Origin of the sequence: Bacteroides sp. 2_2_4 (assembly GCF_000157055.1) — a bacterium.
Taxonomy (GTDB): Bacteria; Bacteroidota; Bacteroidia; order Bacteroidales; family Bacteroidaceae; genus Bacteroides; species Bacteroides ovatus.
Map to the genome: position 1 here is coordinate 138503 of NZ_EQ973366.1, position 25715 is coordinate 164217.

20 protein-coding genes, 1 tRNA gene and 1 pseudogene are annotated in these 25715 nt (G+C 42.1%); 4 read left to right on the top strand and 18 right to left on the bottom strand.

The window, feature by feature from the left end; translation table 11 throughout:
* From BSCG_RS29045 to BSCG_RS05770, 5 genes and pseudogenes are all read right to left on the bottom strand, one after another.
* Positions 1-168, bottom strand: a pseudogene (locus BSCG_RS29045) (DNA primase); the annotation flags it as partial.
* Positions 169-331: 163 nt separating this feature from the next.
* Complete coding sequence (locus tag BSCG_RS05785; RefSeq protein WP_008776963.1) at positions 332-1405, bottom strand: AAA family ATPase; 1074 nt, start codon at positions 1403-1405, stop codon at positions 332-334.
* A gap of 5 nt (positions 1406-1410) precedes the next feature.
* Positions 1411-1698, bottom strand: a complete 288-nt coding sequence (locus BSCG_RS05780; protein WP_008776964.1) for a helix-turn-helix domain-containing protein — start codon at positions 1696-1698, stop codon at positions 1411-1413.
* 124 nt (positions 1699-1822) lie between these two features.
* A complete protein-coding gene (locus BSCG_RS05775; protein ID WP_007479974.1) occupies positions 1823-2731 on the bottom strand; it encodes a hypothetical protein in 909 nt (302 codons plus the stop codon).
* A 236-nt stretch (positions 2732-2967) separates the two neighbouring features.
* Positions 2968-3051, bottom strand: a tRNA-Leu gene (locus BSCG_RS05770).
* 163 nt (positions 3052-3214) lie between these two features.
* Between BSCG_RS05770 and BSCG_RS05765 the strand changes: the two genes are divergently transcribed.
* Positions 3215-4297, top strand: coding sequence for a mannose-1-phosphate guanylyltransferase (locus tag BSCG_RS05765; RefSeq protein WP_008776965.1), 1083 nt, complete (start codon positions 3215-3217; stop codon positions 4295-4297).
* Positions 4298-4444: 147 nt separating this feature from the next.
* Here BSCG_RS05765 and BSCG_RS05760 read toward each other — a convergent pair whose 3' ends face one another.
* From BSCG_RS05760 to rpsO, 3 genes are all read right to left on the bottom strand, one after another.
* Positions 4445-6094, bottom strand: a complete 1650-nt coding sequence (locus BSCG_RS05760) for an AMP-binding protein (RefSeq protein ID WP_008776966.1) — start codon at positions 6092-6094, stop codon at positions 4445-4447.
* 35 nt (positions 6095-6129) lie between these two features.
* Positions 6130-6705, bottom strand: a complete 576-nt coding sequence (locus tag BSCG_RS05755) for a helix-turn-helix domain-containing protein (RefSeq protein ID WP_004296396.1) — start codon at positions 6703-6705, stop codon at positions 6130-6132.
* Positions 6706-6891: 186 nt separating this feature from the next.
* Entirely contained in the window at positions 6892-7161 is a 270-nt protein-coding gene (gene rpsO, locus BSCG_RS05750) for a 30S ribosomal protein S15 (RefSeq protein ID WP_004296393.1), read from the bottom strand.
* A 155-nt stretch (positions 7162-7316) separates the two neighbouring features.
* Between rpsO and typA the strand changes: the two genes are divergently transcribed.
* On the top strand, positions 7317-9116 hold the full coding sequence (gene typA / locus BSCG_RS05745; protein ID WP_004302390.1) for a translational GTPase TypA: 1800 nt from the start codon (positions 7317-7319) through the stop codon (positions 9114-9116).
* Between the two features lie 80 nt (positions 9117-9196).
* Here typA and BSCG_RS05740 read toward each other — a convergent pair whose 3' ends face one another.
* From BSCG_RS05740 to pckA, 5 genes are all read right to left on the bottom strand, one after another.
* On the bottom strand, positions 9197-9721 hold the full coding sequence (locus BSCG_RS05740; protein ID WP_004296410.1) for a chromate transporter: 525 nt from the start codon (positions 9719-9721) through the stop codon (positions 9197-9199).
* Positions 9718-10275 (bottom strand): chromate transporter, encoded by a 558-nt coding sequence (locus BSCG_RS05735; protein ID WP_004310700.1) that lies wholly within the window; start codon positions 10273-10275, stop codon positions 9718-9720. Before BSCG_RS05735 ends, BSCG_RS05740 begins: the two co-directional genes overlap by 4 nt.
* Positions 10276-10306: 31 nt before the next feature.
* On the bottom strand, positions 10307-12796 hold the full coding sequence (locus tag BSCG_RS05730; RefSeq protein WP_008776967.1) for a glycosyl hydrolase family 95 catalytic domain-containing protein: 2490 nt from the start codon (positions 12794-12796) through the stop codon (positions 10307-10309).
* Between the two features lie 117 nt (positions 12797-12913).
* Positions 12914-14224 carry a MutS-related protein gene (locus BSCG_RS05725; RefSeq protein WP_008776968.1) on the bottom strand — a complete coding sequence of 437 codons (1311 nt, stop codon included), beginning with the start codon at positions 14222-14224 and terminating at the stop codon, positions 12914-12916.
* A gap of 149 nt (positions 14225-14373) precedes the next feature.
* On the bottom strand, positions 14374-15981 hold the full coding sequence (gene pckA, locus BSCG_RS05720) for a phosphoenolpyruvate carboxykinase (ATP) (protein ID WP_004302393.1): 1608 nt from the start codon (positions 15979-15981) through the stop codon (positions 14374-14376).
* A gap of 281 nt (positions 15982-16262) precedes the next feature.
* On the opposite strand from pckA, the gene upp reads away from it, so the two are divergent.
* Positions 16263-16916 carry a uracil phosphoribosyltransferase gene (gene upp, locus BSCG_RS05715; protein ID WP_004302394.1) on the top strand — a complete coding sequence of 218 codons (654 nt, stop codon included), beginning with the start codon at positions 16263-16265 and terminating at the stop codon, positions 16914-16916.
* A 4-nt stretch (positions 16917-16920) separates the two neighbouring features.
* Here upp and BSCG_RS05710 read toward each other — a convergent pair whose 3' ends face one another.
* The 4 genes from BSCG_RS05710 to BSCG_RS05695 all read right to left on the bottom strand — a co-directional run bounded on the left by BSCG_RS05710 (position 16921) and on the right by BSCG_RS05695 (position 21984).
* On the bottom strand, positions 16921-17796 hold the full coding sequence (locus BSCG_RS05710; protein WP_008776969.1) for a helix-turn-helix domain-containing protein: 876 nt from the start codon (positions 17794-17796) through the stop codon (positions 16921-16923).
* 38 nt (positions 17797-17834) lie between these two features.
* Positions 17835-19472 (bottom strand): hypothetical protein, encoded by a 1638-nt coding sequence (locus BSCG_RS05705; protein ID WP_004302396.1) that lies wholly within the window; start codon positions 19470-19472, stop codon positions 17835-17837.
* Positions 19473-19538: 66 nt separating this feature from the next.
* A complete protein-coding gene (locus tag BSCG_RS05700) occupies positions 19539-20630 on the bottom strand; it encodes an HlyD family secretion protein (protein WP_004296422.1) in 1092 nt (363 codons plus the stop codon).
* 22 nt (positions 20631-20652) lie between these two features.
* Positions 20653-21984 carry a TolC family protein gene (locus tag BSCG_RS05695; RefSeq protein WP_008776970.1) on the bottom strand — a complete coding sequence of 444 codons (1332 nt, stop codon included), beginning with the start codon at positions 21982-21984 and terminating at the stop codon, positions 20653-20655.
* Positions 21985-22374: 390 nt separating this feature from the next.
* Here BSCG_RS05695 and BSCG_RS05690 point away from each other — a divergent pair, with 390 nt between their 5' ends.
* Complete coding sequence (locus BSCG_RS05690) at positions 22375-22971, top strand: hypothetical protein (RefSeq protein ID WP_004310707.1); 597 nt, start codon at positions 22375-22377, stop codon at positions 22969-22971.
* Positions 22972-23122: 151 nt separating this feature from the next.
* Here the strand turns inward: BSCG_RS05690 and BSCG_RS05685 are convergent, their stop codons facing one another.
* Entirely contained in the window at positions 23123-25636 is a 2514-nt protein-coding gene (locus BSCG_RS05685; protein ID WP_004310708.1) for a YfhO family protein, read from the bottom strand.
* Positions 25637-25715 lie beyond the last annotated feature (79 nt).

Here is a 25715-nt window from a genome sequence, read left to right on the forward strand (position 1 = left end):
AAAGTCATACCAAAGGTTGCGGTCAGTGTTCACCTTGAAAGACGGTTCGTGTTCCTCCCTGAACGGTGATTTGTACCATAAGCCGTTGCCCTGCTGCTTGACAGGAGAGTAGCCTAAACTGTGCAGATAGTCTGCGATGGGTATTTGTTTCACATCTTCGATATTCATAACATTTTCTTTTTTGGGGATTAAAAAATAGTTGAAAAGTGCACCAGTCCTGTTTAGTCCGTTATATATATACCCGTACCATACTAAACCTGCCTGTTCCGATACAGGGAAATAGTAAGTCCGTTCCTCTTGTATATACACCCGGACTAAACCAAACTGACTTTTAATAATGGAAATCGGGATTATAGCGGTAGCCCTTGCCCTCTTTCACAATCATACGCTTGTTCACAAGAAACTTGTTAAGTGACACAAGGACATTGCGTCCACGCTCGTAGCCGATACTCGCATAACCCTGCTTCAATGCCGCTATGACATTGGAATAGCCTTGTACCACCTGCTTGCCGAAACCGTTCTCCAACGCTTCCCGGTGTTGCTGTTCAGTCAGTTCCGTAAGCGGAAAATTCCTGTCCTGCTTAGGTTGTTGGAATACATAATCATCCACGATTTCGGGTAAAGCGTTGTCATTGATACGGAATGCGAACGGGTCAAATTCCCGGTCACGTATGTGCATCGCCTTTACCTCGCTTATGTTGCCGTCCTGCTGGCTTTTCGTGATTTGCAGGACGGTTTCAGCCTTGTTGTTCAGTTCCGTACCGATATGTCCTCTTGTATTGTCATCCCCCTTGTTCAAATGTAGAACAGTGTGGATATGCAGGTTATATCCGCTTGACCAGCGCATCAAGAGGTTGATTAGGTCGGTTGATTCGCTGGGGCTGTTGATGTCGTACATCAAGTCACGGATTCCGTCAATGATGAGTAACCCCACATCGGGCATATTTTCAAGCATATAGCCGATAATCTGTTTCCGCTTGTCGGGGGTCTGCTCCCTTAGCACGATGAAAACAAAATCGTCCCTGTCCTTGTCGGTAGGCAATCCGGCAAGGCGCAAAATACGCTCCATGACCTTATGGCAATGGTATTTGCTCTGCTCGGTATCTACATAGAGGATTTTCCGTTTGTTCGGTGGCAGGTATGCCGAATACTTCAGTACCTCGTCATTCTTCAACGCTGCCGCAACGATAGCGGAAATGTTGAATGTCTTTTTGCTCTTGGCTTTACCCGTGGATGCGCTGAAATTACCCAGCGTGCCAATGGTAGAGCCGTTCACCCAGAGTATTTCGGGCGGTACTTCGTAAGTGTCCGTAACCTTTAGATGAATGGTTTTCCAAAGGGCTGCGAAATCCTCTTTCTGCATGGTGACGTCCTGCCCGGCTTCTGTCGCTTTTCTATTTTCCATAGCCGTTATTTCTTTAGAGGACGGTTAAGGATATACTTCTGCGCTTCCTGCTCTATCTGCGCCTGCGTCTTGACCGGGTTCTGACGTAACCATGCTTCCAACTCCGCTTTCTCAAAATAAAGCATTTTGCCCTGCGGCTTGTAATGGGGTATCAAGTTACCCGAAGTCAGCTTGTACAGGTAACTTTTAGAAAGGTTCAAAAACATGCTCGCTTCATCGAAGCTAAGCACGTTCTTTGAAAGGAACAACATTTTTTCGAGTTCGGAAACTCTTAACTCTAAATCTCTTTCCATATTGTTTAGGAATTTAGGTGAAACAATATGAAGGTGCGCACCCTCGTTTTTTTGTTAACGGGGGCAAAGTTAAGAGCTTGAAAATGAAGTCTAATTGACCTTTGTTTGAGCGTTCAATCTATGCTCAACCTTTTTGCAGTTGTTTGATGTATTTGTCTATGATTTCATATCCTTTCGGATAGATATTTTTCGCTTGGTCTGTCGCACTCGACAGGTCAGTACGTGTAAGCGGTTCACCTTTTATCTTCTTCAATATCAGCTTATTGTTTGCTATAACAGACTGCCATTCATAAACGATGTAATTATAACAGCTAAGTTGCATCATAAGATAGGCTAACAGACGGGTATTATTAACTTTCAATACCCCATTCAGTTTGCAGTTGAAAAAATCGGTAAGTATTTTGGCACTGACGGTAGTAGTAAACATATTCGCTTCATTCACACAGTCGGTCAGAAGTTTGATTTCATTGGCTTTCAACGTGGACTTGAAAGGATTGCTTTTGCCCACAATCTTGGTTGGATTAGTATCTGCACTTTCCTCTTTCTCTTTTGGCAAGGCTTGCTCTTGGATGGCAACCGCATCTGTATGGTAATTGCTTTCCTGTTCTTGCAGATAGCGCAAATACTTGGAAAGCACGACAAGATTAACGATAATGGACAAATAGGGAAGCCGCCCATCATAACAGGACGGTTCATGCAAATATGCATCCATATCAAAATCAGAGCAGCGGAAACCGATATACTTTTTTCTTTCATCAGAATTCAAGTCCTCAAAATAACCACTTTCCCACAAAAAATCGGGAATATCCATATCCAATACAATGTTACGCACGACACGGTATTTTTGTTGGATGGCTACAATATTTTCAGTCACACGGAAAATTTCTTGTCGCAAATAATCCTTTAGCTGGGCTTGCGTCAAATATTCACGTTTTAAAAATAGTGCATCTACTTTAGTTTTATAGTCATGAGCTATACAACTATCTAATATCTTCTGTATTTCTCTGAAATTGGTTTCTATATGATTTTCCATAATCGTGTGCCTTTAAACGTTCTTACTACAAATATAAGGTAAGAATCTCACTTTTCCCGAAAACATCGGCAATAATAAGGAAGAAAAGATAGGATAAGCGTTAAGAAATTATAAAGATATGGGGAAGAAAACTATTAAAGTACACCTTTTCTTTGTATTCGTCATTCAGTACACATTTAGTACGCCCTATAAAAGCAGAAAACCCTGATAATCAGGTGATTATCAGGGTTTATTCGTACCCAGACCCGGGGTCGAACCGGGATGGAAGTGAATCCACTGGTGTTTGAGACCAGCGCGTCTACCGATTCCGCCATCTGGGCGCATACTTGATTTCTCAATTGCGGTGCAAAGATACGACATTATTTTGAATCCACAATAGTTTGGCAAAAAAAAGGGAAAAAAATAATAAAACATATCTTAAACACTTCTCTATTCAGAGAATAAACCGTACATTAGCAGAAACTTTAAAATAGAGTCACTATCATGACAAACCAGGATAATTATTGCGTGATTATGGGTGGCGGCATTGGAAGCCGCTTCTGGCCGTTTAGCCGCAAAACATTGCCCAAACAATTCTTAGATTTCTTCGGAACGGGCCGTTCACTTTTACAACAGACTTTCGACCGGTTCCAAAAGGTTATCCCAACAGAAAATATTTTCATCGTTACCAATGCAATGTATGCGGGCTTAGTGAAGGAACAATTGCCCGAAGTGAACGAAGAACAGATTCTGCTGGAACCCGCAAGACGAAATACAGCTCCGTGTATAGCATGGGCCGCTTACCACATCCGGGCACTGAACCCGAACGCCAATATCGTAGTCGCTCCTTCAGACCATTTAATTTTAAAAGAGGATGAGTTTCTTGCCGCTATCGAAAAAGGACTTGATTTTGTTTCACGCTCGGAAAAGCTACTGACATTAGGAATTAAACCCAATCGCCCGGAAACAGGGTATGGATATATACAAATAGACGAACCCGCAGGAGAAAACTTCTATAAAGTAAAAACATTCACTGAAAAACCGGAACTGGAATTAGCTAAAGTATTTGTAGAGAGCGGAGAATTTTATTGGAATTCCGGCCTATTTATGTGGAATGTAAATACAATCATCAAAGCAAGTGAAGATTTACTGCCTGAATTAGCTTCCAAACTGGCACCGGGAAAAGATATTTATGCCACCGACAAGGAGAAAGCATTCATCGAAGAAAACTTCCCAGCATGTCCTAATGTATCCATCGACTTCGGCATTATGGAGAAAGCGGATAATGTGTATGTATCATTAGGAGATTTTGGCTGGTCCGATCTTGGAACTTGGGGATCACTTTATGATTTATCGGAAAGAGACCCGGAAGGCAATGTTACGCTGAAGTGCCATTCACTTATATATAACAGTAAAGATAATATGGTAGTACTTCCGAAAGGCAAACTGGCCGTTATCGATGGACTGGAAGGATTTCTGATAGCCGAATCGGACAACGTTCTTTTGATTTGTCGCAAAGATGAAGAACATGCCATCCGTAAATATGTAAACGATGCCCAAATGCAACTGGGCGATGATTTCATTTAATAACACGCAACTTGACGCCGGAGACAAAACCGGATAAGAGCATACAAATAGTGAACGGTGAACAAACCGCATAATTGATTGCAGAGAGTTCACCGTTCACTGTTTATAATCAAAAAACTTTGTGTGTCTTTAAATAATCATGAGTTTCTAAATAATCTCTATTCCCTGCTCCTTGCAAAGTTGCAGTCCCAGATCTTTCAATCTGAACTTCTGAATCTTTCCACTACCCGTCATCGGGAATTCATTCACAAAGAAAATATATTTCGGAATCTTATAACGGGATATCTTATTTCTGCAGAAATCACGTACATCGGCTTCCTGCATTTGTACTCCTTCCTGCAAAATAATAAATGCTCCGACTGCCTCACCATACTTTTTAGAAGGAATACCAGCCACCTGAACATCTTTCACTCCGTCAAGCTTATAAAGAAACTCTTCTATTTCGCGCGGATAAATATTCTCGCCACCACGAATAATCATATCTTTGATACGTCCGGTAATCCGGTAATTTCCATCTTCATCCTTAATACCCAAGTCGCCGGAATGCAAGAAGTTGTTTTCATCAAGCACTTCCGCCGTTGCTTCCGGATTCTTATAATATCCTTTCATGGTATTATAACCACGGTTACACATTTCACCTTGTACCCCAACCGGACATTCTTCACCTGTTTCAGGATCAATCACCTTCACCTCCGTAAATTCGAAATCATGTCCTACCGTATTACAACGTACATCGAACGGATCATCAATACGGGTGGCCGTCATACCGGGAGCGGCTTCTGTCAATCCGTAGACGCTGGTCACCTTCATATACATTTTCTCTTCTACCTGCTTCATCAGTTCGACAGGACACAGCGAACCGGCCATAATACCTGTACGAAGACAAGACATATCAAAGAGATCGAACATCGGATGATGCAACTCGGCGATAAACATAGTCGGCACACCATAAAGAGCCGTACAACGTTCTTTATGAATAGAGGCCAGCACAACCAACGGGTCGAAACGTTCTACCATCACTTGTGTACAACCATGAGTCAGACAGTTCATGGTAGCCAATACTACCCCAAAACAATGGAACAACGGAACGCAACAACAAAGTTTGTCATCTGCCGTGAACTTCATGTGTTCCCCCGTCAGAAATCCATTATTGGTGATATTATAATGTGTCAACATCACCCCTTTCGGGAAGCCGGTAGTGCCCGATGTATATTGCATATTTACTACATCGTGACAATCCACTTTGCTTTTTAGTTCGTTCAAACGGTCATCTTCCACATTATCTCCCAACAGCAGGATCTCCGCTGTATTATACATACCACGATGTTTTTCCTGACCTACATATACTACATTTCGCATATACGGAAAGCGTTCGCTCTTTAAATGTCCACGCTCACAAGTCTTCAATTCAGGAAGCATCGTGTATGTCATCTGCACAAAATCACTATCCTTCTCACCATTCACAATACAAAGCGTATGCATATCCGAGTTCTGGCAAAGATACTCCAATTCCGATTGCTTGTAGTTCGTATTCACTGTAACATATACCGCACCAATCTTCGCGCAGGCATATAGCAATGTCAACCAATCGGGAACATTAGCCGCCCAGATACCCACATGGGTACCACGTTCCACACCAATGGCAATAAGCCCTTTTGCCATATCATCCACACGACGGTTCAACTGACTCCAGGTAAAACGGAGATTTCGGTCGGAATATACGATATATTCCTTATCGGGAGTCTCTTCAGCCCAGTGTTCCAGCCACTGCCCCAAAGTACGATCAAATAATTGCATGTAATTATACTTAAGTCTTGGTTCCTACTATTTCATTAAATCGGTGTGTAAACTACTGCCAAGATTTTTGCAGCCTGTCCCTCATAAGCATGTACATGATGAGGAACAATGGAATCATAATAAATGCTATCACCCTCTTCCAGCAGATAGGTGTTCTTGCCATAGCTGATTTCCATGATACCTTCCATAACCATGATAAACTCTTCTCCTTCATGAGAAGAAAGCACGAAGTCAGTATCTTCCGTCGGCATCACATCGATAATAAACGGTTCCATGTGACGGTCCGCCTTTGACTTGGACAACGAGTGATATTCCATGTGTTTGCGAGAGTGAATCGCATTATTGGAAAAACTGATCGCATCTTTGGCTTCTTTCTTACGGCATACGACCGGTCCGACTTCATCCTGATCATCAAGGAAAGTACCCAGACGTACTCCCAACACACGCGCAATCTTAATCAGCGGTGCGAGAGAAGGTATATCAATGTTATTCTCAATACGTTCAACCTGTTCGATAGCCAAACCTGAACGTTGCGCCAACTCTTCTATGCTTATTGATTTATCTTCGCGGAGGGCTTTAATTTTCTCGCCAACAATCTTACTTGTATCCATTTTGAAAGCATTTTAGTTATCAAAGGTGATAAATTATAATAATTAAGCTGCAAAAATAGCAAAATCTTTAGATGAACACAATTATAACCGAAGAAAATACGACTATCAGGAAGAAAAAGAAGAAACTAAAAAAAAGCCGTTCCTCTATCATGAGGAACGGCTTTAAATCTTTTCGCGACAAGTAGATTACTTACGCAAACCGAGCTCTTTAACAATAGCACGATATCTTTCGATATCTCTTGCTTTCAGGTAGTCGAGTAAGCGACGACGCTTACCTACCAACATCGTTAACGCTCTTTCAGTACTATAATCTTTTCTGTTGAGCTTCATGTGCTCAGTCAGGTGAGAAATACGGTAGGAAAACAATGCCACTTGGGCCTCAGCTGAGCCGGTGTCAGTGTTAGACTTTCCGTACTTTCCGAAGATTTCTTGCTTTTTAGCAGCGTCTAAATACATAATTCTTAGAATTTTAATTGATAAATTATTCTTTTGAGCGTGCAAAGATAGGCATTATCTTTATATCACACAACGATTTACAAGAAAAAATTGCTATCATTGCGCATATTTCTAATCCTATTTTCGTACCTTTGCAGCCAAATAATAGGTATTATATGCAAAATATTCGAAACATTGCAATCATTGCCCATGTTGACCATGGGAAAACAACGCTGGTTGACAAGATGCTATTGGCCGGAAATTTATTCCGCAGCAACCAAAATAGTGGTGAACTTATCCTGGATAACAACGATTTGGAACGTGAACGTGGTATAACGATTCTCTCCAAAAACGTATCCATCAATTACAACGGTACAAAAATTAATATTATTGATACTCCGGGACACAGCGACTTCGGTGGTGAAGTAGAACGTGTATTGAATATGGCCGATGGCTGTATTCTGTTGGTAGATGCCTTCGAAGGTCCGATGCCACAGACTCGTTTCGTACTGCAAAAAGCGCTCGAAATCGGTTTGAAACCCATTGTGGTAGTTAATAAGGTAGATAAACCTAACTGCCGCCCGGAAGAAGTTTACGAGATGGTTTTCGACTTGATGTTCAGCTTGAACGCAACGGAAGATCAGCTAGACTTCCCCGTGATTTACGGTTCCGCCAAGAACAACTGGATGAGCACCGACTGGAAGCAACAGACTGACAGTATTACTCCGCTACTGGATTGTATCATCGAAAATATTCCGGCACCCAAACAATTGGAAGGTACTCCCCAGATGTTGATTACTTCTCTGGATTATTCTTCTTATACCGGTCGTATCGCTGTAGGCCGCGTACATCGCGGTACATTAAAAGAAGGTATGAATATAACGCTTGCGAAACGTAACGGTGATATGCTCAAGAGCAAAATCAAAGAGCTCCATGTTTTCGAAGGTTTAGGCCGCGTGAAAACAAACGAAGTTTCTTCCGGTGACATCTGCGCACTGGTAGGTATCGACGGTTTCGAAATTGGAGATACTGTTTGTGATTTCGAGAATCCGGAAGCATTGCCGCCAATCGCAATCGACGAACCGACCATGAGTATGCTGTTTGCTATCAACGATTCTCCTTTCTTCGGTAAAGATGGCAAGTTTGTGACTTCACGTCATATCCACGACCGTCTGATGAAGGAGCTCGACAAGAATCTGGCTCTCCGCGTAAGAAAAAGTGAAGAAGACGGTAAATGGATTGTTTCCGGCCGTGGCGTACTCCACCTTTCTGTATTAATTGAAACAATGCGCCGAGAGGGATATGAATTGCAGGTAGGTCAGCCGCAGGTTATCTTCAGAGAAATCGACGGTGTGAAATGCGAGCCGATTGAAGAACTGACCATCAACGTACCGGAAGAATATTCCAGCAAAATTATAGATATGGTTACTCGCCGTAAAGGTGAAATGGTCAAGATGGAAAATACAGGTGAACGTATCAATCTTGAGTTCAATATGCCTTCACGCGGTATCATCGGTTTGCGTACCAATGTACTGACTGCCTCTGCCGGCGAAGCCATCATGGCACACCGCTTCAAAGAATATCAACCGCACAAAGGAGAAATCGAACGTCGTACGAACGGTTCTATGATTGCTATGGAAAGCGGAACAGCTTTTGCTTATGCCATCGACAAATTGCAGGATCGCGGTAAATTCTTTATCTTCCCGCAGGACGAAGTTTATGCAGGACAAGTAGTAGGCGAACACTCTCATGACAACGACCTGGTTATCAACGTAACCAAATCGAAGAAATTGACGAATATGCGTGCTTCCGGTTCGGATGATAAAGTACGCCTGATTCCACCTATCCAGTTCTCACTTGAAGAAGCACTGGAATATATTAAGGAAGATGAATATGTAGAAGTTACTCCTAAAGCAATGCGTATGCGTAAAGTGATTTTGGACGAAATCGAACGTAAACGTGCAAACAAGAACTAACTATTCTTTCATAATATTATAAAAGAGCCCCCGGTTAAACGCAGTGTTCAACCGGGGGGCTCTTTTTCCCATAAGTATTACTAATACAACAGTAATCCTACCACACCCGCCAGACAAATCAACAGAATAGGATGAAGATTCCATTTCCATGTAACCAAAAAGGCGGCTGCGAAAATACCGATACTTTTATAGTCTATAAAATTCTCTCTATTCATCATAAGTAATGCAGCCGAAGCAATCAGCGCGACCGACATAGGAAGCAGTCCAGACATAGCCGCTTTAATATACTTATTATCCTTACACTTCGCAAAGAAATAAGAAATGAGCAACACCAAAATAAAAGAAGGCAAGCAAACGGCTACAGTGGCCAACACAGCTCCCCAAACACTTTGTGTTACCGCATAACCTACGTAAGTAGCACTATTTATGCCAATCGGTCCCGGAGTCATCTGCGAAATTGCGACCACATCCGTAAACTGTTGAGGAGTCAGCCAATGATGAAGATCCACTATTTCATGTTGAATCAGGGAAAGCATCGCATATCCACCCCCAAAACCGAACATACCTATTTTAAGATACACCCAAAGTAATTGCCAATATATCATACCTGTTTATTCGCTATTTTTTCTTTCAACCATAATGTATATACCAATCCCCCTATAATTCCGGCCACCACAATATAAATAGGTGATAAGCCGAACTGCCAGATCAACACGGTAGCTATGGCAGGAGCAATCAACTGAAAACACTTCAGTTTCAAAGCTCTAACAGCAGAAATGCAAGGAAACAGAATCAATGCTACCACGGCAGGACGTATTCCATTAAAGATACGAATCATCACTTCATTATCCTGAAACTGTGCAAAAAACATGGCTATCAGCATCATGATAACGAAAGAGGGAAGAATCGTAGCCAATGCACACACCAGGCTACCACCCACCTTATACAACTTATATCCTACAAAAATAGAAATATTCACTGCAAACACACCCGGAAGCGACTGCGTCAAAGCAAACATCTCCATAAATTCTTCTTTATTCATCCATTGCTTGTTAACAATCTCCCGTTCAATCAACGGAATCATGGCATAACCGCCACCAATAGTAAACATTCCAATCTTCGCAAATGTCACGAATAATTTTAAATACTCCAGTACCATCCTTTCTTTCTAATTTTCCGATATTTTGTGTTTATTTTTTAATGAGCCCTTTGGCTGCATCATATCCAATCTGATAACTGCGTCCTTTCACAGTTTTAAAGGAGATAGTCTGATCCGCATACTTTATGACACAGTCGCCTCCTGCATTAGAGCGTACAACAGCTTCTTTCAATTGATGATTCTCCCAGATCACATCCACCTCAAAATTTCCTTTTGCACAGATACCACTGATAGAACCGTCTTTCCATGCATCCGGCAAAGCCGGTAATAATTGAATAAAGCCCATGTGACTTTGGAGCAGCATTTCGGTGATTCCCGCTGTCCCACCAAAGTTCCCATCAATCTGGAAAGGCGGATGCGTATCCCACAAATTATCCATGGTTCCGTTCTTCAATAAATTGCCGAATAAAGTATAAGCATGATTACCATCCTGCAAACGCGCCCACTGATTCAACTTCCAACCCATACTCCAACCGGTAGCACCATCACCACGATGCACCAATACCACTTTAGCAGCTTTCGCCAGTTCGGGAGTAGTGACCGGAGAAACAGTATGTCCCGGATGCAGGCCGAACAGATGATTCACATGACGATGTTCATCTTTCGGATCATCAATATCCACCGACCATTCCATCAACTGACCATAACGACCTATTTGATAGGGAACGAGATTGGCAAGCACATGCTCCCATTGCTTACGTTCTTTCTTATCTACACCCAACACTTTGCTTGCTTCAATCGCATCCATCAGAATTTCACGCACTACGGCATGCACAAAAGTAGCTCCCTGATCGATAGGACCATGCTCGGGCGAAGTGGACGGAGCAGCCGTATAGGTTCCATCCGGCTTATGCCACAGGTAATCGACTGCAAAATCCGCACTACTCTTTATTAGTTCATAGCCGGTTTCTTTCAGAAATTTCAAGTCTCTTGTATAGTCGTAATACTCCCATATATGAGTAGCCAGCCAGGGACCTGCCATCGGATTGAAGTTCCACGACATATCCTGACTTTCCAACGGAGTGGTAAAGCCGAAAATATTGCCGGAGATAGATGCCGTCCATCCTCTTGCTCCGAAATAAGCTTGTGCAGTCTTCTCCCCCGGTTTCACCAGTGTACGGATAAAGTCAATCAACGGAAGCACGCACTCATTCAAGTTGGTAGAACAAGCAGGCCAATAATTCATCTGGATATTGATGTTATTATGATAATCCACACGCCACGGTCCATCGACATTATTGTGCCAAATCCCCTGTAGATTAGCAGGCATATTGCCCGGACGGGAACTGGCAATCAGAAGATAACGTCCAAATTGATAATACAACTCTTCCAGATAATAATCCGGCTGTCCTTTCCGATAATTTTTCAGACGTTGGGAAGTAGGCAGATTCACTCCTTTCACCGCTGGGTTCAGATTCAGCCGAACCCGGTTGAACAGAGTAGCATAATCATTATAATGTTGATTGAATAAAGCTGTATATCCCTGCGCCACTGCATTATTCATCCACTGCTTTGTCGTTTCTTCGGGATTAACGCCTATATATGTTTTCGGATCTTTGAAATCCGGATCAAAGTTAATCTTATAGTCAGTGTCCGCTGTGATATAAAATACAACTTCGTCTGCATCCTTCACCGTCAACTTTCCATCTGCATTAGACAGTGTTCCTCCTTTTGTTTCTGCCTGGATGCGCACAACATACTTCATTCCATTATTATCCAAAGAAGCTGTGTAAACCAGTCCTTTATTTCCATCAGAAACCATGCTGCCGGTAGACAGGGGATTGGGCGCATAACTGAAAACCAGATTTTGTTTCCCCGATTGATCCGCGCTGAAACGTACCACCATTACATTGGCGGGGTAAGAGATAAAAAAATTGCGTTGATAAGCCACACGATCCTTTTTGAATTGTACGACTGCCATAGCCGAATCCAAAGAAAGAATGCGCTTATAATCGCTCATTCCTATCATATTCAGTCCGGTTTCTACATAAAACTCTCCCATTGTAGTAAAGCTACCGAAACGGAAAGGATTTTCTCCGTCAGCTTCATACGACACTTCACTATTGAAGTTCTGTCGCGTTAGCATTTCAGCCTTTTTCTGATCTCCCTCTGTAAATGCTTTGCGTATTTCATCTAAAAGATGGGCCGATTGTTTATTGACATTCCAATAATAGTCCGCACCTTTCGCTGTGTTCGGACCACCGCGCCAAAGCGTTTTTTCATTGAAAGTGATACGTTCGGCTTCCACCGATCCCATAATATTTGCGCCGAGGCTACCGTTACCAATAGGCAATGACTGTGACTCCCAACTGGCATCCAGATTATGTCCGCTTCCTGCTGTTACCGGTTTATTTTCATCTTTCCACAAATCCGGTCTTCCGCCATACCAGGCAGCATATCCCTGCAAAGTATTCGGAGTATCAAACCAGATGGAAAGTCCTTGAGTATAATCTGTTTCTCCCGCATAAAGCCCGGAGGTAAGGAATAGGGAACTAATAAGAAGGAAATAAAAATTCTTCATGGTCGTCGCGTCGTTATTTAAGATTAATAACCTATTTATAGTCTGTACAAAAGTAGTCAAAATATATATCTAATAAAAATAAAACAGAATCTCAACAACCTCTATAATGAGGTAAAATTACATCAAACCATCCGACAGTATTTTTTTCACGACCCAATACCCGACTCTGGCCTCTGAAATCCCTGACAACAACCGATGAGGACAGACAAACGCATCATCAATAATTTCTGCTTCCATATAATAAAAGCAACAGGAAGAATCCTTTTCAAAGGCTTTCGCATATTCCAAAATATGTGTCGATATCAAGAAATGACAATGAAAGAAGCTTTTCAGTAATTCATTGACGGCAACGGAGGCTTCAAACGCATCTTTAGCATTCGTCCCGCGAAACATCTCATCTAATACCACCAAACAGCGTTTTCCGGTCACAGCTTTTTGCATCACTTCTTTAATACGGAGTACTTCCGCCATAAAATGACTTCGTCCGTCCCGCAAAGAATCCGGCAGATTAATAGAGGTATAAATCCCCTCGTAAAGAGGACAAATCATTGATTTCACAGGAACAGGCAAACCGCAATGTGCCAACCAGACAGCCAAGGTCAATGCTTTTAAAGTTGTTGACTTTCCCGCCATATTAGAGCCTGTAAAAATGCATATATTTCCCCGGGACATCTGCCAACTGTTTGGCTGCGCATCTTTCACAAAAGGATGAACGACTCCCTCCACCGAGAAGTCCATTGTCGGTACCATTATCGGCATACAACAGAAGTTCTTCTCTTTTGCCACCCGGTGAGCTGTACGGCAGACATCAAGTAGATATATAACAGACAGAAGTTCCTTCAAAGATAACAACCGAGTACACCGGAACAGATAATCGAATTTGTCTATGACAAAGTTAGATAGTCGTTTTTCCTCATCAGAGGTCTGCTCCAATACTTCCTCCAATTCACTTCCATGGAGAATATTATCAATCATAGCAGCAGATTCTTTCATGAGTTGCGGGGCGCCCTGTGGTAGTTCTGTCGCCCATTCCTTCAGACAATGCAAGAGATGAACCACTAATTTCACCCCTCTGCAGATCACATAACGGGTCGAATCATATCGCACCAGACGGTCGATAACAGTAGCACATGAAAGTAAAATATGAGCTTCCCGTATCTGGTCACGATAAGCCAGGTAATACTCAATAAAATCCAGCTCTTCTTCATTCAAAAGAAGTTCGGGCAAAGCATCCCAGACAATAGCCTCCTGTCTTTTACGGATTTCCCCCAAATCACTTAGCGGATACATAATCCAGTTCAACATCAGCGCTTTTCCTTCTTTTGTCTCTGTTTTGGAAAACAAAGAGAAAAGAAATTGCTCATTATTAGCAGTCTCTGTAATGCTTAGATCCGCATAGGTCTGTTTGTCAGTAGCTAGATATACCATAACCGCCTTTAAAGGTTAGTACTCCTGTTTTGGCAAATATAGGGAAAAGTTTTAAACAAACAGCATTTATTCTCATAGAAAGGCACAGGCATAAACAAAAAAGGCGGTTCGAAATCGAACCGCCTTCCATATTATATCTGATTCTCCAATTAGAGTTTCGGACCAGCAGCAACCAAAGCCTTACCAGCTTCGTTACCAGTAAATTTAGCGAAGTTCTTGATGAAACGTCCAGCCAAATCTTTTGCTTTTTCTTCCCATTGGCAAGCACATTCGTAAGTGTCGCGCGGGTCAAGGATCTTCGGATCAACACCCGGAAGTTCTGTAGGAACAACGAAGTCGAAGTAAGGCATAACCTTAGTAGGAGCTTTGTCGATAGAACCGTCAAGGATAGCGTCAATGATACCACGAGTATCTTTGATAGAGATACGTTTGCCAGAGCCGTTCCAACCAGTGTTCACCAAGTATGCTTTAGCACCAGCTTTCTTCATCTTCTTAACCAATTCTTCACCATATTTAGTTGGGTGCAATGACAAGAAAGCAGCACCGAAACAAGCAGAGAATGTCGGAGTCGGTTCAGTGATACCACGTTCTGTACCAGCCAATTTAGCTGTAAAGCCAGAAAGGAAGTAGTACTGAGTTTGTTCCGGGTTCAAGATAGATACTGGAGGCAATACACCGAATGCGTCAGCTGACAAGAAGATAACTTGTTTAGCGTGAGGACCTTTAGACACCGGTTTAACGATGTTTTCGATGTGATAGATAGGATAAGAAACACGAGTGTTTTCAGTTACTGACTTGTCAGCGAAGTTGATTTCGCCTTCAGCGTTAACTGTACAGTTTTCCAACAGTGCATCGCGTTTGATAGCATTCCAGATGTCTGGTTCGCTTTCTTTATCCAAGTTGATAACCTTAGCGTAGCAACCACCTTCGAAGTTGAATACACCTTCGTCATCCCATCCGTGTTCGTCATCACCGATCAACAGACGTTTCGGGTCAGTAGACAAAGTAGTCTTACCTGTACCAGACAGACCGAAGAAAATAGCAGAGCTCTTACCTTCTTTGTCAGTGTTAGCAGAGCAGTGCATAGAAGCCATACCGTTCAAAGGCAACAAGTAGTTCATGTAAGAGAACATACCTTTCTTCATTTCACCACCGTACCAAGTATTCAGGATAACCTGAATCTTTTCAGTCAAGTTGAATACAACTGCAGTTTCTGAGTTCAAACCCAGTTCTTTGTAGTTTTCAACCTTAGCTTTAGAAGCGTTCATGATAACGAAATCAGGTTCACCGAAGTTAGCCAATTCTTCAGCTGTCGGACGGATGAACATGTTTGTTACGAAGTGAGCTTGCCATGCAACTTCCATGATGAAGCGCAATTTCAAGCGAGAGTTTTCGTTAGCACCACAGAAAGCATCAACAACGAACAGTCTCTTGTTAGACAATTCTTTAGTTGCCAATTCTTTAACTGCTTTCCAACATTTTGCGTCAACTGGTTTGTTGTCGTTTTTGTATTCTTCAGAAGTCCACCATACTGTATTTTCGCTGGTTTCATCTTTTACGAAGAATTTATCTTTAGGAGAACGTCCTGTATAAACGCCAGTCATTACGTTTACAGCGCCCATGTTAGTTACCTGGCCTTTTTCGAAACCTTCCAAACCTGGTTTTGTTTCTTCAGCGAACAAAACGTCGTAAGACGGATTGTGCACAATCTCGGTCACACCTGTGATACCGTACTTGCTTAAATCTAAATTTGCCATTTTCTTTTGAATTAATTAAAATTGGTATTTTGTTTTCTATCTCTTTTCACCTTAACATGGGGAGCTTTGGATACCCCCTTGTAAATCCGGCTACAAAAGTAATACTTTCTTTGGAAAGGAAGAAGGTATTAGAGAAATTTTTCCCTAATTGAAACTCTTTTATAAATTCCTAACAATATCTGCAAACTGAATATTGCAATTTGAAAGATTATCGTTTACTTTGCAAGCCAGTATGTTATCAATACTATGAAAATGAGATTAAAATTTGATTAAAATATAATATGAGAGTAATTGATTTTGGCCAAACTAATTCGATTCTAAACCAGTACATATCCGAAATTAGAAATGTAGAAGTTCAGAACGACCGCCTGCGTTTCCGCCGTAACATTGAACGGATCGGAGAAATCATGGCTTATGAAATGAGTAAAGAGTTTAAATACTCGGTAAAGAATATCCAGACACCACTGGGAATTGCTCCGGTCAGTACACCGGACAACAATTTAGTAATCAGTACTATTCTACGTGCAGGTCTGCCTTTCCACCAAGGTTTCCTTAGTTATTTCGACGGGGCGGAAAATGCATTTGTTTCTGCTTACCGCAAATATAAAGATACGCTGAAATTCGATATACATATAGAATATATCGCATCTCCCCGTATTGATGACAAAACATTGATTATCACCGATCCTATGTTAGCAACAGGAGGCAGTATGGAACTAAGTTACCAGGCAATGCTGACGAAAGGTCATCCCGCTGAAATTCACGTTGCTTCCATTATTGCCAGCCAAAAGGCCATTGACCATATAAAGAATGTATTTCCTGAAGACAAGACAACTATCTGGTGCGCTGCCATTGATCCGGAAATCAACGAACATTCTTATATTGTTCCGGGCTTGGGTGACGCAGGCGACCTTGCCTATGGTGAAAAAGAATAAACGTTTAAAGATTCTTCCGATATTGCTGCGGTGAAACCCCAACCTGCTTCTTAAAGAACGTACCGAAATAAGAAGCATTGGGGAAGCCGAAGGCATTTGAAATCTCCTGAATATCCTTCTGCGTATTTTTAAGTAATGAGATGCTCTTGCGAATGATAGCTTTGAATACAAGTTCCTGCACGGTATATCCGCAGATACTCTTAGAAACGGCAGAAAGATATTTAGGAGACAAACACAATTTATCCGCATAAAACTCAACACCCCGTTCCTGCATATAATATTTTTCGATTAACTGGATCAAGTGAATAAAGACTTCATTTTTGCGTCCTCCCACTTCCCGCCCGTCATTGACGAGTTTGCGATTATAAATAGAGCAAATCCTGTACGTCAATGCAAGTAGAAGTAATTTCTGCTCATAAAGTTTAAATGAATTTTCTTCCGACTGTAACACATTGTCCAACAAGGACATATACTTTACGATCTCTTCTTCCTCACCAGTAGACCAGACACAAGAAGGTTCTTCGGGAGTAAGGCGGGAATACATATACATGGAAACAACCAGATTCCCCATAATATCCCGGATCGGTTCTATCTGATAAATCAAAATCTGCACCTCCATGTCTTCCGACTCTTGCAAAACCTGAAACTCGCCATCTTCGGGAATAAACAAACTTTCGCCCGCTTCAGCGAAATGCTTTTTCTGATTAAGCGAAAACTGGAAATTACCCTGGCGGCAAATAACCAGCCCCAGTCCTTTCATTTGGAAAGGTTTCTTCAGTGAGGGTGGAAAATTTACAAATATCCCTTCGGAGCTACATATATTTTTCCCACTTAACAAATCGCGATCAAACTGCAATAAACGATCTTGTCCGCTATTCATCATACTAATATATTAACAGATCATTATCAAAAACGACGCTAAGTTAGCAATTTTCGTTTAGGATAAGGAACAACAAGCACAAATATCATACAAATTAATCCACCATAAATTGTCCATCCCGCCATCTCTTTGAGCGCAGAGAGCGTGGCCTGCACCTGAATACGCCCTTTGGTAGATATAGCAGCCATGTTACGGGCTTCCGTCTCACTCTTTCCCTGATATTTCATACCCTGTACCGTACCAAGGAAGGAAGTGGAAGCATCCGGATTAAGCAGGTCTACATTTTGCGCATAACGGGTTATATAGTGTTGTTGCCGCTCCTGCAAAACATTTGTATAAATTGCTCCGCCAATACTCGGTCCCACAACCATACGCACGGTAAGCATAATACAGATCCAGGTAGAAAGATATTTAAAAGGCATACGTTGATTGGCATAAGCAGCCGTCAGCGCATACAGAATCATCATGCCTGTGGCACGGATGATAACCGCATATTTCAGACGCTCGTAAACTCCTGCTGTCTGTACCTCGAAATACATGAAAACAGCTGATAAAGACAGGAAGAAGAATCCCATCGCAAACAGATACTTAAAATGTAACCCTTTACCTCCCAACACCATAGCAATCACGGCGCCAATAGCATAACCTACCATACACCAATTACCTAATGAAGCATTTTGCAGATTATCGAGATGCATCCCCACTCCTGCAAATACATTGACAAACATAGCACTGGAGTTTATCACCATTAATAATAAGTAAAGTAATGCTCCCATACGTATAGTACGCAGTTTGAACGCATCCAGCAAAACATAAGGCGACCGGCGCGTTACGTCCATATATAGAAAAATTCCCGCAAAAAGAATACTTACAGCTGTCGCCCAACGGATAGATTCGTCATCATACCAGTCGAGTACTTTTCCATAAACCAGCACATACGTGAGACAAGTCAGCGAGATGCAAAATGCAGTGACATTGCCGAACTTACGGAAATTAATAGGAAACCTTCCGGGAAACTTATAATTCGGCATGGTAATAAACAGGAGCAAAATAGAGATCAAAAGAATCCCCATCATAAAGTAATACACATATTTCCACTCATATTCAAAGGACAGCCAAGCCGTCAATGCTGTGCCCGACTGTCCCAGAATCATAAAAAACAGATAAACAGCCGGCTGACTCACACATCTTTCAATGTCCAATTTATTCCAACCGGCAGTATCTTTCGGCTCCAACCCCGGAGTAATATTGCGGGTAGCTTCCATTCCACCCGCATACCAAATGAGTGTGAACAGATTGACCATCATCAGTACCATACGCAAGAAACCCGTCAGAAGACTACAAAGCGCCAACAGAAAAACGCTGTCTGTCTTTGCACAGATATAACTGAATATATACATGAACGCAAACCCGACAATACACATCATCTTCTCCCGCCGTACACACACCAACTGATATAGGAAGGGAGCAAAGGCTGCCATACCAATAGAAGTAACAAAGTTGGCAAACTGGATATGCTCGGATATAATGCCAAGCCCGCTCATCATTTCGGTGCTATTCACCGAATAAACCCCGCCTACCGTAAGAATCGGTAGAAAGAAAAATAACAGAATGATAATACCCAACGGTTTGGGCATCCAGCTATAGAAAGGATAATTTTTAGGATAAGAGGGCATCGGACTAATTAAAAATATAAATTAAAAATTATAAGGCACTGTATATAGACAGAAGAGGCGGAGGGATTAGAGTCTGGCTTTCACTACTACCATCATGCCTGCTGCTAACCGTTCGTTATCTTCTTTCGATAAATCGGTGAAATCGATTCGTACGGGAATACGTTGCTGAATCTTCACAAAATTACCTGCCGAATTATCCGTCGGCACTAATGAATATTTAGACCCGGTAGCTCCTGATATAGAGGTGACTTTGCCTTTAAACTCTTTATCGCTAATGGCATCTACTGTGACAAATACTTCCTGTCCGATATGCAGATTCTCGATTTGTGTCTCCTTATAATTGGCAACGATCCATTTCTGGGTATCAGGAAGAATATAGGTGATGGTCTGCCCTGCCGAAATAAACTGTCCTTCCTCTAATGAGCGACGGCCGAGTTTTCCGTCACAAGGAGCTATTACAACCGTATAGGAAAGATTCAACCGGGCCATTTCGAGCGCAGCTGTTGCTCTTTGAATAGCCGCTTCGGTATTCATGCGACGGTAGGACACTTCATCTACACCGGAAAGAGCTGCTTTTTTCTGCCTTTTCGTAGCTTCCAACTTCTTACGCGTAGCTTCATAATCAGTGACAATCTGTTCAAGTTGGATAGGAGTAGCCGCATTTCGTTTCACGAGATTCTCATATCGTTTCCGGTCTTTTTCCAGTTTCGCCAAACGTACTTCAATCTCGGCAATAGACGCATCGTAAACAGATGCTGTTGTCTGCGTGGTATTGAGTGTAGCATTGATGACGGTCGCACCGGCTTGCGCATCTTTCAAGGCAGCTTCAGCCTCCATTACGCGAATTTTATATTCACGATCATCCAGTACCAGCAAAGTATCTCCTTTATGTACCTCCTGATGTTCTGTAAAGTAGATTTTGTCAATGTAACCTGAAGCACGTAAATTGATAGGAGACACATATTGTTCTATTTGTGCATCGTTACTAGTCTCCGTCTGGCTATAATTCAAAAAAAGGCAGATCACTTCAATCACTCCCCAAACAATAATAGCCACTCCGAAAAGGCTGATAGCAATCTGCCAGCGACGAAGTTTCTTCATTTTTTTTGCTTTCTCCTGATGAGTAGCGGAAGGAAGGTTATTTTCCATTGTTTCCATATTTATGATTGTTATTTGCGTATTATTTGACTAATGATTCTATTTGTCCGGTCAGTTTAAGCAGCATCAGGTTAGTCACCCGATAGTTATAATGTGCGCTGATATAGTTGTTTTGAGCTTCGCTCATCTGCATTTCATCTTGCAGCACTTCCGTCATAGAAGCAATGCCTTCCCGGTAACGGTCAGAAGTGACTGCGTACACATCTTCGGCAAGCAAGTAGTTATCCTTTTGTTTCTTAAAGTTACGCTGATTGTTCATCAGGTCGTTCACAGCATTCAGATATTGAGTTTGCAAATTCTTCCGGGCATCTTCCCATGCCAGTCTTTTGTTCTCTATATCGATCATCGCCTTCTTTATTTTATAGGTTTTATCCAGTCCGTCGAAAATCGGAATACGCAAGGTTAGCCCCACTCCATAGGAACGAAACCATTGATTGGACGGACCGGAGTGGAACCAATGATAACCTTTATCCGTATATGCAGCATATCGCCAGCTACCTGTCAGACTAAGGGAAGGGATATATCCATTAGTAATGATCTTCTTTTGCCGTTCCGCCAGTTGCACTTGCGATTGTGAGAGTTGAAGTTCATAGATATTTTCCGACAAGCCGGTCAGGGCTACCGTAGTAATGCTATCGGTATTTACCGGTGTCAGCGCGATTTCCTTTTCAGCCGGATAATCCATAATGTATTTCAGCATATTCAATTGCTGTTTCATCATTGCTTGTGCATTGTCATATTGCACCTTCAGATTTTCCAAATTGATATTGACTCTTTTCAGATCGACTTCCATAGACATTCCGTTATCGAAGAAAGCCTGTGTAATATCTCTCAATTCCTCCAGACGGGTGATATTAGCTTTTATCAGCATGATTTGTTCGGCCGTGACCTGTCCGAGATAATACATCTTACTGATTTGAAGAATAACATCTTCCCTGGCTTTTCCATAAGACAGACGACTGATTTCTTCCATCACTTTAGCTATGGACATAGAAGTATAAAGAGTCTGATTGAAAAGCGGCATCTGCATTTCCAGTCCTGCATTAGCAGAATGTTGCAGCGTCTGCGTTATATTATAAGGAACACCGTAAGATGATCCGTCTGTGACGGACACCGGAGGATCAAAATTGTTACTATAACCGGCTATCGCATTTATTTGCGGCAACAGCTTCGAACGGTTTTCAGATACGCCATACTTACTTCTTTGTATTTCTTTACGTTTTCCTTCTAGCGACAAGTTATTGTCAATACCAATGCGGAGGCAATCCTCTAATGTCAGAATCTCTACCTCCTGTGTTTTTCCGTTTAACACGAACAAGAAAAAAAAGGAAAAAATGAATAGTAGTTTTTTCATAATATATGCTCTATTATTGGCTACAAATTTAGCAGCTTATAGCATAATGAGACTATCCACAAACTATTTGTTTATATTCATATTTTCCTTTTTCAATGGGTAAATGAATGGACAGTCACTCTCATAGATAAAAACAAGAATCCTCTTTCACCTATCACCTATATTATCAAACCCTTTATTCATCGTATTTTCAGAATGGTAATAGGTTACTGTTGTAGTTTCAAGGCGGGGAACCTTCCTCCACCCCAAAGCATAATAGCATAAACCCATCGGACGAAGAAAAGTCAGGCATTTGATAGACAAATCTCCACCCTTAGTCGATTTTATTTTTATCTGCTCCAGTATCTACTTAGCTTTGAGATATTAAAACAAATAAAAGCAGTAAGAGAAATGAGAAAAAACATGAAATTGATAGGATTGGCAGTCAGCTTAACATGCTGTGCAGGTTTTATAGATGCACAAGAAGCCAATGAGCCGCAAGAAAGGCAGCAACAAGAAAAGCATCTTCCACGCGAAGTTCTGAATCCAGAGAAGGTAGCAACCCAGATGACAGAGCAAATGAATAAGTTGCTCCAACTGACAGATAAACAATATAAGAAAATATATAAGCTGAACCTGAAAGAGCAAAAAGCATTTTTCAAGGCTATGCAAAATTCGGATGACTATCGCCCACCAATGGGAGAAGGTCCCGGTATGCGGGGAGGACGTCCGCCAATGGGTGGAGGCCAACCGCCAATGATGGGAGAAGGTGGTTTCCCGGGCAGAATGGGAGGTGGTCCGATGATGAGCAGAGATACCAATTCTGCCGACTCACAAAAGAAAGCCGCAGAAACCAAAGAAAAGAAAATAAAAAAGATTCTGACAAAAGAACAGTATGAGAAATGGCAGGCCGAACAAAATTCCGCACGTAAAAAAGCTTCTCAAAGAAGAATGCACAAAGATAATCATCCTGACAAGGGTCCGGACTTTGAACAAAAAAATCTCTAAAACATCACACTTAATATGTTTCTATGAACAGCGTTTGTTTTTCATAATTTTTTAGTGAATGTAAAGTAGCGGCTCTCTTCGTGAGGAAGAGAGCCGCCCTTATTTAATAACCTTATGATACACAACAGGTTTACGTACTATTTCATTTCGCTTAGGACTTCTTCGCTATCTTGCTCCGCTGCGTCCACGCAAGAAGCATAACTCCGATTAACAATAAAGCCAATGCTGCATAAGCAATACTTTCCGTGACGTGTATGCTTTGCGGATCAAACCACATCTCGATGGTATGTTCCCCTGCCGGCATATTTATCGCACGCAAGATATAGTCTGCACGGGCAATATCCACCGGCTGGCCATCAATAGTCACCTGCCATCCCGGATAATATATTTCAGAGAAAACAACAACTCCGTCTTTAGGAGTGGAGGCCTTATAAACCAAACGATTTGGCTCGTAACTGGTTAACTGGATGGTAGATAGTGAATCTTTATATCCTTCTGTCACACCTTTCAGCTGTTCTTTAAACTTCACATCCACTACGGCTGTTTCCGTTGGAAGAATATCGTTCAAAGCATCTATTTCTTCATTTGCATTATTTACATACTGCACCTTATCTACGAACCATGCATTACCGTATGCATAAGGATTCATGACAGGAACAGCCTGCCCTTGCTCTCCGGCAGGGAAAATGAAGTATTTGGTATTCAGCATATTCAGTACACGGAATTTAGAAGCATCCACACTGTCCATCTGTCCACCGGCAGTAGCCACAGCCTGATAAGTTTCTTTCATTTCGGGCACGATGTGATGGTCTATCATTTCCTGATAACGGCGAAGTTTCGCTGCATGATAGCCACCGACACTCTTATGCCAATATGCTGTATTGTTTTCATTAAATGTATTACCGGGGAAACCGATGAAGTTCAGTACACGATAATTCGGAGTCGTATCCTGAAGAATAATCTCATCCGCCTGTGTTTTCACGAATGCTTCTGACCGCTTCGACTTCGGCACGAACTGTTCGTCATTCAAATAGCGTTTATTGACACTCCACATATCTATCAGACACAAAAGTGCAACACCCGCCAGTGTGAAAGAGGCTTTCAACTTCCGCAGTTGATACAAGAATAAGAACAGGCAACCGATCACTATAATAAAGAAGCTGCGCCATGCATCCGAAGCAATAATGGCTTCGCGCATTTCAGTCAGATTGGCCACAAACGGAGCCAAATGTTCGGCAGGAAGTGCTTGTTTCAAAGCAGTCATCTCCTGTGTCGTTATAAAGCTGGAGAAGAAAGTGCCCGGGGCGACAGCTAAAATGAGTGCCACACCGGCAGTTAGTACCAACGCAGCAATCACTCCTCTGCAGTTCTTTTCCTGTTTCAGCATATCCGGTTTACTCAAAATCTCTTTCAAGGCAAAAATCGCCAACAAAGGTATTGTAAATTCAGCTATTACCAGAATAGAAGATACAGCGCGGAACTTATTATACATCGGGACATAATCGATAAAGAAGTCCGTCAGCCCCATGAAATTCTTTCCCCATGAAAGCAGAATCGAGAAGATAGTAGCTCCCAGCAGCGCCCATTTAAGAGGACCTTTCACTATAAAGCACCCCAATACAAAGAGGAACATCACAAATGCCCCCACATATACCGGACCGGCTGTCCACGGCTGCTCACCGAAATATTGAGGTAACTGTGAGTAAATACCGTTATACATTGGATTGGCCTTTGCCATAGCAGCTTCGCTCTGTGACATCGTAGATCCTGATCCTCCCCCCTTTACATTCGGAACCAGCAACGTCAACGTTTCACCGATACCATAACTCCAGTTGGTTATATAATCACGATCCAATCCGCTACTAGTCTGACTGGCAGCAGCTCCCTCCTGCTTCAATTCGCTCTTGCCACGCATCGTCTCCTTACTATATTCATACGTATGATACAGATTGGAAATATTGATGCAGACTCCTACCACGGCAGCCAGTGCTAAAACCCCGCTAGCCTTGAAGAAATGAGGCAATTCTTTCTTTTTGTAAGCATCTTCAAAGTAAGCTCCTACAAAAAACAAAATCACAAACATGAAATAATAGCTCATCTGAATGTGATTCGACTGAATCTGAAGGGCGATGAACAGGGCCGTAACGATTCCGCCCAACAGGTATTTCTTCCGGTAAGCCAGAACGACACCTGCAATCGTAGGTGGTATATAAGCCAATGTCACAAACTTCCAGATATGCCCTGCCGGTATCAGAATGAAGAAATAGGAAGAGAATGCCCATATCACTCCGCCTAATCCTGCCAGCCAGGCCGATATTCCAAACGCCCGCAAGAGGATATAGAATCCCAGCATCATGATAAAAGTCAGCACTACATAATCCGGGAGAAAGAGGCGATAAACCTTCTCCACCCCTTTCAGGGACGTTGTCGAGTCGTAACTCGGAGACATCTGATAAGTAGGCATACCTCCAAAAATCGAGTTTGTCCAGCGCGTACGTTCTCCGGTACGCTCGAGATACTCTTTCGATTCTTGTCCTGCACCGACTCCGGCAGCCGTGTCATGCTGAAACAAGATACGACCTTCGATATCAGCCGGAAAAAAATAGGCGAAAGAAAGAATGATAAAAGCCAGAATGGCTATTAAGTCAGGAAGAAACTTTTTCATTTACGATGACACGATTTACTATTTACGATTGAAGTTTGAATATAAAAATAAATACGACCGGACAATCTAACATTTACAA